Origin of the sequence: Marinilactibacillus sp. XAAS-LB27, assembly GCF_036039175.1 — a bacterium.
GTDB lineage: Bacteria > Bacillota > Bacilli > Lactobacillales > Carnobacteriaceae_A > Marinilactibacillus.
Window position 1 is genome coordinate 1 of the sequence record NZ_JAYXKP010000008.1, and the last position, 13,069, is coordinate 13,069.

General features: G+C 37.4%; 12 protein-coding genes. All 12 read left to right on the forward strand.

The window, feature by feature from the left end; all coding sequences use genetic code 11:
- Positions 1–166 precede the first annotated feature (166 nt).
- The 12 genes from tmk (at position 167) to VXN63_RS10150 (ending at position 12,564) form a co-directional block, all read left to right on the forward strand.
- A complete protein-coding gene (gene tmk / locus VXN63_RS10095; RefSeq protein ID WP_442915310.1) occupies positions 167–826 on the forward strand; it encodes a dTMP kinase in 660 nt (219 codons plus the stop codon).
- Between the two features lie 6 nt (positions 827–832).
- Entirely contained in the window at positions 833–1,162 is a 330-nt protein-coding gene (locus VXN63_RS10100) for a cyclic-di-AMP receptor (protein WP_208560255.1), read from the forward strand.
- Between the two features lie 18 nt (positions 1,163–1,180).
- Positions 1,181–2,164, forward strand: a complete 984-nt coding sequence (gene holB, locus VXN63_RS10105; protein WP_327757943.1) for a DNA polymerase III subunit delta' — start codon at positions 1,181–1,183, stop codon at positions 2,162–2,164.
- A gap of 196 nt (positions 2,165–2,360) precedes the next feature.
- Positions 2,361–2,705 (forward strand): initiation-control protein YabA, encoded by a 345-nt coding sequence (locus VXN63_RS10110; RefSeq protein WP_327757945.1) that lies wholly within the window; start codon positions 2,361–2,363, stop codon positions 2,703–2,705.
- 412 nt (positions 2,706–3,117) lie between these two features.
- Positions 3,118–3,351, forward strand: a complete 234-nt coding sequence (gene nrdH / locus VXN63_RS10115) for a glutaredoxin-like protein NrdH (protein ID WP_327757946.1) — start codon at positions 3,118–3,120, stop codon at positions 3,349–3,351.
- 5 nt (positions 3,352–3,356) lie between these two features.
- Positions 3,357–3,725: a class Ib ribonucleoside-diphosphate reductase assembly flavoprotein NrdI gene (gene nrdI / locus VXN63_RS10120; RefSeq protein ID WP_225744577.1), complete on the forward strand. Its 369-nt coding sequence runs from the start codon at positions 3,357–3,359 to the stop codon at positions 3,723–3,725.
- Positions 3,715–5,901: a class 1b ribonucleoside-diphosphate reductase subunit alpha gene (gene nrdE / locus VXN63_RS10125; RefSeq protein ID WP_327757947.1), complete on the forward strand. Its 2,187-nt coding sequence runs from the start codon at positions 3,715–3,717 to the stop codon at positions 5,899–5,901. The genes nrdI and nrdE overlap by 11 nt, the downstream gene beginning before the upstream one ends.
- Before the next feature lie 123 nt (positions 5,902–6,024).
- Positions 6,025–6,987 (forward strand): class 1b ribonucleoside-diphosphate reductase subunit beta, encoded by a 963-nt coding sequence (gene nrdF, locus VXN63_RS10130; RefSeq protein ID WP_327757948.1) that lies wholly within the window; start codon positions 6,025–6,027, stop codon positions 6,985–6,987.
- 98 nt (positions 6,988–7,085) lie between these two features.
- Positions 7,086–9,278, forward strand: coding sequence for an anaerobic ribonucleoside-triphosphate reductase (gene nrdD / locus VXN63_RS10135; RefSeq protein ID WP_327757949.1), 2,193 nt, complete (start codon positions 7,086–7,088; stop codon positions 9,276–9,278).
- Positions 9,268–9,828, forward strand: a complete 561-nt coding sequence (nrdG, locus tag VXN63_RS10140) for an anaerobic ribonucleoside-triphosphate reductase activating protein (protein ID WP_327757950.1) — start codon at positions 9,268–9,270, stop codon at positions 9,826–9,828. Before nrdD ends, nrdG begins: the two co-directional genes overlap by 11 nt.
- Before the next feature lie 179 nt (positions 9,829–10,007).
- On the forward strand, positions 10,008–11,372 hold the full coding sequence (locus VXN63_RS10145) for an APC family permease (RefSeq protein ID WP_327757952.1): 1,365 nt from the start codon (positions 10,008–10,010) through the stop codon (positions 11,370–11,372).
- A 316-nt stretch (positions 11,373–11,688) separates the two neighbouring features.
- Positions 11,689–12,564: a YtnP family quorum-quenching lactonase gene (locus VXN63_RS10150; RefSeq protein WP_327757953.1), complete on the forward strand. Its 876-nt coding sequence runs from the start codon at positions 11,689–11,691 to the stop codon at positions 12,562–12,564.
- Positions 12,565–13,069 lie beyond the last annotated feature (505 nt).

A 13,069-nucleotide genomic window follows, 5' to 3' on the forward strand; every position in this document is an offset into this window, starting at 1 on the left:
AAATAACGTTGGTGAATTCTCACCAACGTTATTTATTATAGAACCTTTTATTTTCAAAAGAGACAGGTCACAACAAAAAAAATCCTTTTACAAAATCCGTAGACATTCCAGTAAGTTCTACCGTATAATGAAAGAAATAGTACTTATTAGAATTGAGGAAATGAACGTGACAGGGTTGTTTATTACAATAGAAGGTCCCGATGGAGCAGGGAAATCAAGTCTAGTCCAAAAACTGATTCCAGCAATTGAATCCATGATTGATTGTCCACTAGTGGTTACAAGAGAACCTGGAGGGAGTGAGATCGCGGAAGAAATTCGAGAAATCTTACTAAATCCAGCACATACAGCCATGGATCCTAGAACAGAAGCCCTACTACTTGCAGCGAGTCGTAGACAGCATGTCGTTGAAAAGATTTTACCTGCTTTATCTAGAGGTGAAATTGTACTTTGCGACCGATTCGTTGATAGCTCAGTGGCCTATCAAGGACAAGCTAGAGGGATCGGGATGGAAAAAGTCCTTTCCATAAACGAATTTGCAATTGAAGGATTAACACCGGATATGACGCTTTATTTAGATGTAGAAGCTGAGGTCGGACTTGAGAGAATCAAAGATAAAAATTCTAATCGAACGCAAGACCGCTTGGAGATGGAAGCTATAACCTTCCATGAAGAAGTTCGAAATGCATATCAGATGATGATAGAAAAAGAGCCGGACCGATTTGTTGTAATCGATGCCGCTAAGAGTCAAGATAGTGTTTTTGATGCAGCTGAGAAAGCATTGAAGAGTGCTATTGAAGACTTCAAAAAAACGAATGAGAAAGGATGAATCAAAATGAAATTAATCGTAGCGATCGTTCAGAACCAAGACAGTAAGAGGTTAGCAGATGAATTCGTAGAAAAAGGTGTACGAGCAACAAAACTATCTTCTACGGGGGGATTTTTAAGAGCAGGAAATACGACTTTCTTAATGGGTGTTGAAGACCGAAAAGTTGACAGCGTATTAGCCTTGATCAAGGAAAATTGTTCTACAAGAAGTCAGACAATGATGAGTCCGCCTTCTTATGACTTTACTCTGGAATCAGACTTAACGTATCCTGTAGATGTAGAAGTTGGTGGTGCAACACTGTTTGTTCTTCCAATCGAGCAATTCCAACAATATTAAAGGTAAGGGAGACGTTCAATGTCGACCATCGTTGAAAAACAGTCGAGTATCAGTCGGCTGTTTTCTAAATTAATCAGCAATCAGACCATGCAGCATGCCTATGTTTTTGAGGGATTTGCAGGTACAGGGAAAAAAGAAATGGCACTATGGATCGCCCAAGCTCTTTTCTGTAAGAATTTTGAAAAAGAGCAGCGTCCATGTGGAGAATGTAGCCAATGTCAAAGGATTCAAACGCATCAGCATCCTGATATTATTGAAATCAAACCAGATGGACTATCCATTAAAGTTGCTCAAGTAAGAGAACTGAAAGAAGAGTTCTCTAAAAGTGGGGTAGAAAGTAAGCGAAAGTTATTCATTATAGAAGATATTGAAAAAATGACGCAGAATGCTGCAAATAGCTTACTTAAATTTTTGGAAGAACCAGATGGAGAGACAACAGCGTTATTGCTCACGACAGCAAAGCAGCGATTATTGCCTACCATCCTTTCACGCTGTCAGATTGTTCATTTCCCAGTCCAACCGCTTGGAGATCGAATAGATGAACTGAAAGAGCGTGGACTGACGGATTCGCAAGCAGCGTTGACTGCAAGAGTGACTCATGATGCAGAGAAAGCAATTGAATTAGCTGGAGATGAACCATTTCAGAATTTGGTGAAAGCAACTTGGAACTGGTTTAAGTTTTTATCGAAAAAAGATGATCAGGCCTTCGTATATGTTCAGACAGATTTAATGGGAACCGTCAATGACAGAGAATCAAACCAGCTCGTAGTCGATCTACTCATTGTTTTATACCGAGATTTATTGAATTTAACCTATTCTGATTCGGTTATCGTAGCCTTTCTAAATTATGAAGTACAACTTAAACAAACAGCGGAACAGTATTCTAGCAGACAAATCATCCATATCCTGGAACAATTGCTTGAAGCAAAAAAGAAATTGAATAGCAATGTAGCTGCCCAAGGTGTATTTGAAGATATTTCACTTCAGATGATAGCTGGGTAAACTTATTCGATGAATTGTCACGAAAACTGTCCCTTTACAAAAAACAGCAAACTTTATGCATTGAGGGTTTGCCATTTCAATTCTAATCATGTTATGCTATTACAAGGCAGTAGATTATAAATAGACTGCCTAATGATAATCAAAGTTAAAGTTGAAACCGATAAACACTCTGTAGAGAATGAAAAAGTGGTGAACAATGAATAAGAAAGAATTACATGACACATTTTCTGATTTGGAAACCCAAGCAGAAGCCACTCTGAAGACGCTCAAGCAAGTGAAACTAGAGCTGTCTCAGTTAACTGAAGAAAACCATGCATTAAGTATGGAAAATCAGCATCTGAGAGACAGATTAGCTGAAGTCATCAAACAGCAGTCGATTGAAAAACAATTAAGTGATACGGGTATGACAAAATCTCGAATGAATCTTGAGAAAATATATGAAGATGGTTTTCATGTATGTAATCTGTTTTATGGTTCTAGAAGAGATGGCGATGAGCCTTGTGCATTTTGTTTGGAAGTTATTTATGGTGAACGAAAATAAAGTCTATCTGCTTCAAAAAAAAATGCCACTATATATAGTTGTGAGGCAAAAAAACAAAAAAGAATTTTTGAAGTGCAAAACCTTATACACTCTCGTTCTGCTCGTATTGTTGAGCAAAATAACGAGAGTGTCTTTTTGTGCCTTGACACAACATGTAGTGTTCGGTTTAAAAATCTTTCCCATATACAGTGTTTTAGACTTGAATTTTTTCTATAGTCATGTAGAATAATAGATACGATACAAGAAGAGATGAGCACTGAAAAGTACACACGTTCGATAACGAAGTGATACTATATATAGTTCAGCTCTTCTGCATTGAAGCGAACAGAATTTGTGTTTTAAGACAAGAAATTCTGTCGCTTATCACATTGAGCTTAACAATCAGCAGGTTACTTAATAGGAGGAAAACACCATGTCAAACAAAGCAGTCATCGTATATTCAAAACCGAATTGTATGCAATGTAACTTTACAAAGAAATTTTTAGAAGATAAAGGTATCCCATTTGAAATTAAAGATATCGCTGAAAACGAAGCAGCAATTGAAGAAGTTAAAAGTTTAGGGTTCAGCTCTTTACCCGTTGTTCTTGCCGAAGGTCTAGAAGCGTTTAACGGCTTCCGTCCAGACATGCTTAGTCAATTAGCGTAATCATTATGAAGGTAGTGTATTTTTCTCTGACAGGACAGACCAGAAAATTCGTAAACAAACTCGAGATGGATTCGTTGGAATTAACGCCAACTAATCCATTTATTCCTGTAAACGAACCCTACATCGTGATAACACCAACGTATGATAAAGAAATGACTGAAATCTTAAATGATTTCATTGAAACAGAAAACAACCAATCTTTTTTAAAAGGAGTAGCTGGCGGAGGAAATCTTAATTTTGCACAGCTATTTGTTTTTACCGCGAAAGATTTGGCAAAAGAGTATAACGTTCCGCTCATTCATAGTTTTGAATTTCAGGGAAACGAAGACGACGTATCAAAAATAAAGAAAGTGGTGGATGATCTTGGCTACTAATAGTCCAGTAAAAGAACAACCTAAAGAAGTAACATATTTTCAACTAAACAATGAAATCAATCGCCCGGTAAATAATCAGATTCCCCTTCACAAAGATCGCGAAGCTGTAAAAGCTTATTTTATCGAGCATGTAAATCCTAATACAGTTTCGTTTGATAGTATTAACGAAAAAATCGATTATCTGATTGAGCACGATTTTATTGAAGAAGGTTTTATTGGAAAGTATTCAAGAACATTCATTACAGAATTGATTGAAGGACTTTATAACCAGAAATTCCGTTTCCGCTCATTTATGTCTGCGTATAAATTCTATACTCAATATGCTTTGAAAACAGATGATGGTAAACGTTTCTTGGAAAGATTTGAAGACCGTATCGCTTTTAATGCATTGTATTTAGCACACGGTGATGAAGCTTTGGCAACGAGTATCGCTGAAGAAATCATCAATCAGCGTTATCAACCAGCGACACCGACATTCTTGAATGCGGGTAGAAAACGTCGTGGAGAACTCGTTTCTTGTTTCTTGATTCAAACAACAGATGATATGAATAGTATTGGACGTGCAATTAACTCAGCGCTTCAATTGTCTCGTATTGGCGGGGGCGTTGGTGTAAACCTGACAAACCTTAGAGCAGCTGGAGATCCCATCAAGAAAATCGAAAATGCTTCTAGTGGCGTTTTACCTGTCATGAAATTATTAGAAGACAGCTTTAGCTATTCCAACCAGTTAGGACAGAGAAATGGTGCTGGTGCGGTTTACTTGAATATTTTCCACCCAGACATCATGAGCTTCCTTTCTACTAAAAAGGAAAATGCGGATGAGAAAGTTCGTGTGAAGACACTTTCTTTAGGTGTTACTGTTCCAGATAAATTTTACGAACTAGCAGCACATAATGAAGATATGTACCTGTTTAGCCCGTACGATGTTGAACGCATCTATGGCGAGCCATTTGCTTATATTGATATCACTAAAGAATACGACAATATGGTGGCAAATCCAGAAATTACTAAAACAAAAGTAAAAGCGCGTGATCTTGAAAATGAAATTTCTAAGCTTCAACAAGAATCAGGGTATCCTTATGTAATTAATATCGATACTGCAAACAAAGCAAACGCTGTTTACGGAACAATCACGATGAGTAACTTGTGTAGTGAGGTTCTTCAAGTACAAGAGCCTTCACTCATCAAGGATAACCAAGAATATGAAACATTGGGTACGGACATCAGTTGTAACTTAGGTTCGACTAACGTAGTGAACCTAATGAAGACACCTGACTTTGAAAAATCAGTAGATGCAATGGTTCGAGCATTAACGTTTGTTACGGATCAATCAAATATTGAAGCTGTACCGTCTGTAAAAAATGGTAACGACAAATACCACACGATCGGCCTTGGCGCTATGGGCTTACACACGTTTTTTGCATTGAATCAAATGCACTATGGCTCACCTGAGTCAGTAGAATTCACAGATGCTTACTTTATGCTTTTAAACTATTACACGCTTAAAGCAAGTAACAAGTTAGCAACAGAAAGAAATCAAGTATTCTTTAACTTTGAAAAATCAGACTATGCAAATGGTTCTTATTTTGACAAATATACAACGACAGATCATGTATTTGAATATGAGAAAATTGCAGCAATTTTTGCGGATAATGGTATCCACATTCCTTCAGCAGCAGACTGGGATGCTTTGAAAAAAGATGTTCAAGAAAATGGGCTATATCACCAGTATAGAATGGCTGTTGCACCGACTGGATCTATCAGCTATGTAAATGAAACATCAGCAAGTATTCACCCGATTACACGTCTGGTAGAAGAACGTCAGGAAAAACTGACTGGAAAAACTTACTATCCGGCACCGTATTTATCAAACGAAACGATGCCTTATTATCAGAGTGCTTATGATATGGATATGCGTAAAGTAATCGATATCTATGCGGCAGCTCAAAAACACGTCGATCAAGGTATGAGTCTTACACTCTTCATGCGTTCAGATATCCCAGAAGGAATCTACGAATGGAAAGAAGGCAAGACAACAAAACAAACGACTCGTGACTTAAATATTTTAAGACATTATGCACATAAAAAAGGGATCAAATCTATTTATTATGTTCGTACGTTTACAGATGATGCAGAAGAAATCGGATCAAATGCATGTGAGAGCTGTACAATTTAATTTATCGAATAGGTGATTGGTGTATAGCAAAGTAAAGATAAGATCCAGCTATACACCATTAGCTATGGATTGATGTACAGATACCAAATAGCAGACTAAACGATGGGACAAGGAGAATAAAGAATGGTTGAAACCTATAAAGCAATTAACTGGAACCAGATAGAAGATATGGTCGATAAACTGACTTGGGAAAAACTGGTTGAACAATTCTGGACAGATACACGAATCCCACTATCTAATGATTTAAGTGATTGGCAAAAATTGCCTCTTGCAGAAAAAGATATGGTTGCAAAAGTTTTCGGTGGACTGACACTACTAGATACACTTCAATCTCAAGATGGTATTGAAGCACTGAAAAAAGATATTCGTACACAACACGAAGAAGCTGTTTATAACAACATCGAATTCATGGAATCGATGCATGCTAAAAGTTATAGCGCGATTTTCAGTACGTTGAATACAAAATCAGAAATCGATCAAATTTTTGAGTGGACACACTCAAACGAAATGCTTCAAAAGAAAGCGCAAATTGTTAATGCAATTTATCAAGAAGGTACAGATCTTCAGAAAAAAGTAGCAAGTGTATTTCTTGAGTCTTTCTTATTCTATTCAGGGTTCTTTGCACCGCTACATTACCTTGGAAATAGTAAAATGACGAATATTGCAGAAATCATTAAGCTCATTCTAAGAGACGAATCGGTTCACGGCACATATATCGGATACAAATTCCAGATTGGATACAATCAACTTTCTGAAACAGAACAGGAAGAACTGAAAAACTGGACCTATGATTTGTTATTCAAACTTTATGAGAACGAAATGGAATACACAGAGTATCTTTATGGAGAAATTGGTTGGACGGATAGAGTTGGCGTATTCTTACGTTATAACGCCAATAAAGCTTTACAGAATCTTGGATTTGATCCGTTGTTCCCGGATCAGGCAAACGATGTCGATCCAATCATTATGAACGGAATTTCTACAGGTACAAGTAACCATGATTTCTTCTCGCAAGTTGGAAATGGTTATCTATTAGGTATGGTAGAATCGATGGAAGATGAAGATTACGTAAAATGGTATTCTTAAATCCATAAACAAGCATTCCTGCTGAAAAGTGGGATTTGCTTTTAACGTCACTTGTGAAAAAACAACCAAAGTTACGAAAGTCGAAAGGGGAAATCACTATGGAAACAGTAGATAAAACTAGAACAATGAGTAAAAAAACCCTGAAAGAGTTGAAAGTAGAAAAGCGTGACGGAAGAATACAAGATTTTTCAATCGACAAGCTATTGAACGTATACATAAATATCAATAAAGGTAGTATAGTAGTTACAAAAGAGCAGCAGATGCTTTTAAAAAATAGACTCCAAGAAAAAATAGGAAAAAAAGCACATTCTGTTATACATTCTTGTGAAATAGAACACATTTTAAAAAGCGTTTTAAATGAATTGGGTCAACCAAAGCTGATATTTCAATTAAATGCTCAAAAAGAACAGAAAAATAGAGACAAAGAGAAGCGAAGAGATGTGAATCAAATGATTCAGAATCTTTTAAATCAGGATAAAAGTATTGTAAATGAAAATGCGAATAAAGATAGTAGAGTATTTAATACACAACGTGACCTGACAGCGGGGGTGGTTGGAAAAGCGATAGGGTTGAAGTGGCTTCCAGAACATGTAGCAAATGCTCATGAAAAAGGAGATATCCATTACCATGATCTAGATTACACCCCCTATGCACCTATGAGTAATTGTTGCTTGATTGATTTCAAAGAAATGTTTGAAGAAGGATTTCAAATCGGAAACGCAGATGTAGAGTCTCCTAAATCGATTCAAACTGCAGCTGCTCAGACAGCCCAGATCATTGCAAATGTAGCTTCCAGTCAGTATGGGGGATGTAGTTTTGACCGAATCGATGAGGTGCTGGCACCTTACGCAGAATTGAATTACAAGAAGCATCAGAAAATAGCTGCGAAATGGGTGAAAACTCCTATAGAACAACAGGCATTTGCCAAGGAGCAAACAAAAAAAGACATCTATGACGCTATGCAGAGTCTGGAATATGAAATCAATACCTTGTACACATCCCAAGGACAGACACCTTTTACGAGCATCGGTTTCGGACTAGGCACCTCTTGGATTGAGCGAGAGATTCAAAAAGCCATTTTGACGGTACGATTAAATGGGCTTGGCAAGGAGAAAAGAACAGCGATTTTTCCCAAATTGATCTTCACATTGAAAAGAGGTATTAATTTAGAGAAGGATGACCAGAATTATGCAATTAAGGAGCTCGCATTAGCGTGCTCTGCTAAAAGGATGTATCCAGATATCTTATCTTACGATAAAATCGTAGAGCTGACAGGTAGCTTTAAAGCGCCGATGGGGTGTAGATCTTTTCTACAAGGATGGAAAAACGAAGAAAACAAAGAAATCACTGCGGGAAGAATGAATTTAGGAGTTGTGACTTTAAATCTTCCTAGAGTGGCTTTGGAAGCAGAGGGAGATCAGGATAAATTTTGGTCTATCTTGAAAGAACGTCTAGAAGTCTTGCATGACGGTCTAGTCTTTAAAGCAGGAAGGGTCATGGAAGCAAAGCCTGAGAACGCACCGATTCTTTATATGCATGGTGCCTTTGGCAAGAGGCTAAATAAAGAAGAAGCTGTCGAAAGCCTGTTTATAAATAGAAGAGCGACTGCATCGGTCGGTTATATTGGCTTGTACGAAGTCGCTGCTTCTTTCTTTGGTAGTGACTGGGAGCATAACAAAACGGCAAAAACCTTCACTTTAAGCATACTAAAAGAACTGAAACAAGCAGCGGATGAGTGGAGTGAAGAAACGGATCTCCATGTCAGTGTCTATGCAACACCAAGTGAGAGTCTGACGGACCGATTCTGTCGACTAGATACAGAGAAGTTTGGCGTAATAAAAGAGATTACAGATAAAGGGTATTACACCAATAGCTTCCACTATGATGTTAGAAAGAATCCGACACCGTTTGAAAAGATTGAATTTGAAAAAGACTATGCACCTTTTACGAGCGGAGGGTTCATCCATTATTGTGAATATCCCAAACTCCAGACCAATCTTAAAGCTTTGGAAGCTGTCTGGGACTTTGCATATGATAGAGTCGGTTATTTAGGAACGAACACACCGATTGATCGCTGTTATCAGTGCGACTTTGAGGGAGACTTTAGACCCACAGAATATGGTTTCAAATGTCCACAATGTGGAAATACGGATCCAGAGACGTGTGATGTAGTGAAAAGAACGTGTGGCTATCTTGGTAATCCACAGAAACGCCCAATGGTAGAGGGTAGACATAAAGAAATTGCTGCTAGAATAAAGCATATGGAAAGTTGTGAAATCAATGAAAACTGATCCAACAGCGTGGACATCTGAACAATTCAGCAAACACTATATCGCAGATTATAAACCCTATAACTTTGTGGACGGAGAAGGCGTAAGGTGCAGTATTTATGTCAGTGGCTGTCCCTTTGCTTGTAAAGGGTGCTACAACAAAGTCGCGCAAAATTTTGCATATGGGAAGCCTTATTCTATTGAACTGGAAGATCAAATCATCGAAGATTTACGCGCTGAGTACTGTCAAGGGATGACCTTGCTAGGAGGAGAACCATTCTTGAATACTGGAGTTACAATCCAGTTGAGCAAACGCATTAAAGAAGAGTTTGGAAACAAAAAAGATATCTGGTCGTGGACGGGATATACTTGGGAAGAATTGATGACCGGAACAGAAGATAAACAAACATTGTTGTCTTATCTGGACGTAGTAGTAGACGGACGATTTGAGTTGGAGAAAAAGGATCTGGGTCTGGCCTTTAGAGGGAGTTCGAATCAAAAAATCATCGACGTTCAAAAGTCATTAAAGACTGGAGAGTGTGTGTTGTGGCAAGATGGACACTACTTATGATTTAAAATAGGTATGCTAAACAGAGGGGATAGACTATTTAAGTGAATAAAGCAAAACATTCTTTTCTTAAACTGTGATTTCTGTTATATTCTCTATTATACTGTATTCAGTATAATTATTTATAATATGAATAAAGTATAATAAAAAAATACTATTCAACAGTAAAAAGGAGAGAAACAGTGGAAGATAAGAAGATAGAAATAAAACAGCATTATGGATTACTGACAGCATTGTCTATGATTGTCGGTATCTGTGTAGGTTCAGGAATCTTTTTCAAATCAGATGATATCCTAGCTTATACGGGTGGCGATGTTTTACTAGGCGTGCTTGTATTCTGTATTGGGGCTTTATGTGTGATATTTGGGAGTATCACTTTAACTGAATTAGCTAGTAGAACAGAAAAAACTGGTGGCGTAGTGGGGTATTTTGAAGAGTTCATTTCACCTGCGGCAGCTAGTGCATTTGGCTGGTTCCAAGTATGGGTTTATTTCCCAACAATCACAGTAGTAGTTGCATGGGTAGCTGGAATTTACACCACAATGCTGTTTAACTTACCATCAACACTTGAAACACAAGTCGGTATAGGACTTATTTATTTAACATTCTTATTTGGAATGAACTATATTTCGCTTAAAGCAGGTGGACGTTTCCAAAATCTTACGACGTTCATTAAATTGATTCCCTTAATTGGGATTGGACTTGTAGGGTTGTTCTGGAGTGCACCAAATCCTGAAATTCCAAACGAAGTGGCTGTAATCGGAACAAGCTCTGTAGGACTCGGCTGGCTTGCAGCCTTAGCGCCAATGGCTTTCTCTTTTGAAGGATGGGTTATCTCGACAACCATCACACCAGAAGTTAAAAATGCTAAACGCAATATGCCAATTGCTTTAACCATTGGACCTTTAATTGTACTCGTTGTCTACCTAGCTTACTTCTTAGGAACAGTATCGATTGTTGGAGAAGAGTATATCTTGTCCACAGGAGATGCTGCAATCAGTCAGATTGGTACAGCTATACTTGGGGCAAATGGTGAATCGATCATGCTTACTTTTGTTTTGATTGCTGTTTTAGGTGTAGTCAATGGATTGACTTTAGGATATATCCGTCTGCCTCAAGCACTTGCGACAAAAAACATGATTCCAATGAGTGACAGTATCAAAGTCATGGATGCAAAAAGAGAATTATCACCAGCTTCGACTATTTTTGCTTTTGTAGTTAGCTTGGTATGGATGGGATTACATTATATCTCACAAAAAACGTCCTTGTTATCAGGCGGAGATATCAGTGAAATCGCGATTGTATTCAGTTACTTGGCATACGCTGTTCTTTACTTGAAAGTGATCCAATTGAAACGAGAAGGTGTCATCAAAAATGTCTTCTTAGGCTATGTTGCACCAGTACTTGGAACACTTGGTTCGCTGGTCATTTTAGTAGGAGGAATCTTCTCTAATCCGACTTTTGTACCCTTTTTCCTGATTTTCTCTTTACTTGTCTGTATCGCTGGATTCGTTTATTATCAAAAGAAAAATCAAATCGCATCATAATAAAATAAACCATCCTCTATCTTACAGCTCAGCTGAAAGCGAAGAGGATGGTTTATTATTATGTTGAATGACCAATAATGAAGTTAGTTTAATGGATAGCCCGATTCCAAAAACGTAACTTTTTCATCTGATTTTGACTAATAACTTTTCAGCCCTTCTATGTTAAGGTAAAATCGACTATGCAGAAGAAATTATCAAAACTTTTGATCAGCAGTATTTAAAAAAAATTATTCAGTTCCCATATTGATTTTTGCTTTAACAAAAAAGAACTAGATTTAAGGAATAGGTCGAATTAAAAGGAAAAGGGGTAAACAAAATGACTGACCAATTAGACACATTCAAATTCCATGATATGACATTAACTTGGATAGACGGAGGCATAACTTCAATGGATGGAGGTGCGATGTTTGGCCCCGTCCCGAAACCACTTTGGTCAAGGAAATATCCAGCTAATGAAAAGAACCAGATTGAATTACCAACGGATGCGATTTTAATACAATATAAAAATAAAAATTATTTAATTGATGCAGGAGTCGGCACTGGGAAGCTATCAGATAAGCAAATTCGAAATTATGGTGTGCGAGAAGAAACGAAGATCGAAGAAAGTCTGAATCAAGTTGGATTAGCCGTTCAAGATATTGACGGTTTAATCATGACCCACATGCACTTCGATCATGCTGGAGGCTTAACTCAGTTGAAAGAAGGGCAATATGTATCGACCTTTCCAAATGCTGTGATCTATGTAAATGATATTGAATGGGAAGAAATTCGCCATCCCAATATCCGTTCAAAAAGTACGTACTGGAAAGAAAACTGGGAAGCGGTTCAGGAGCAAGTCAGAACATTTAATAAGAGTCTTGAAATCGTCCCGGGTATTGAACTAATCCATACCGGCGGACACAGCAAGGGACATGCTATTGTAAAACTGACACAGAACCAAGAAACGCTTTTACATCTAGCGGACATCATGCCTACGCATGCTCATCAAAACCCCCTATGGGTGCTTGGATTTGATGATTATCCGATGGATTCTATTGACGCCAAGCTATACTGGATGGAAGAAGCGCGTAAGCTCAATGCAAAATTCATCTTTTACCATGATGCTTTTTATAGAATGGTGCAGTGGGATTATAGTGGGAAGCAAATTATCGATGACCTTAAAAGAACGAAACAAGCTTACATTCAATTTTAAAAAGAAAAAGACAATTAGTAATCATTTACTTGCTTGTTTTGATGTGCTCAATCATTTTTAACTCTAGATTAGCTTTTCTTTTCAAAACAATTAAGAATGACGTAAGGTTGATACGGTTGGTTAAAAACGTTGAATCTAAAGGACGAAAGTCGAGTCCTAAAATGCCTAAATTTTGCTTCTTTTGATATATGTGGTATAATGTTACTACATTAAGAATAAATATGAAGTATTATATAAAATCGTTTTAACGAAGTTTAATCGATCTGGCGCAACTATAGAGTTGTAAGGACACAGTAGAGGTAGGGACTGTGTTGTTTAAATGAGAAACTCAGTCATATAATTTGAATAGTAATTTAGCACGAATTAACTGTATAAGTCATTTATTTTTAATCAGAGAGCCGCTCCCTTAACTGGGAGGGGCTTTTGTCAATTTTAAGGCAATTTAATCCAATACTTAAAGGGAAATTGGGTGAATGTTTTTTAAAATAATATAGTATATTATTTT

Coding starts and splice junctions, on each gene's coding strand:
- VXN63_RS10100 (WP_208560255.1), top strand. CDS start 833: ATGAAATTAATCGTAGCGATCGTTCAGAACCAAGACAGTAAGAGGTTA.
- holB (WP_327757943.1), top strand. CDS start 1,181: ATGTCGACCATCGTTGAAAAACAGTCGAGTATCAGTCGGCTGTTTTCT.
- VXN63_RS10110 (WP_327757945.1), top strand. CDS start 2,361: ATGAATAAGAAAGAATTACATGACACATTTTCTGATTTGGAAACCCAA.
- nrdH (WP_327757946.1), top strand. CDS start 3,118: ATGTCAAACAAAGCAGTCATCGTATATTCAAAACCGAATTGTATGCAA.
- nrdI (WP_225744577.1), top strand. CDS start 3,357: ATGAAGGTAGTGTATTTTTCTCTGACAGGACAGACCAGAAAATTCGTA.
- nrdF (WP_327757948.1), top strand. CDS start 6,025: ATGGTTGAAACCTATAAAGCAATTAACTGGAACCAGATAGAAGATATG.
- nrdD (WP_327757949.1), top strand. CDS start 7,086: ATGGAAACAGTAGATAAAACTAGAACAATGAGTAAAAAAACCCTGAAA.
- nrdG (WP_327757950.1), top strand. CDS start 9,268: ATGAAAACTGATCCAACAGCGTGGACATCTGAACAATTCAGCAAACAC.
- VXN63_RS10150 (WP_327757953.1), top strand. CDS start 11,689: ATGACTGACCAATTAGACACATTCAAATTCCATGATATGACATTAACT.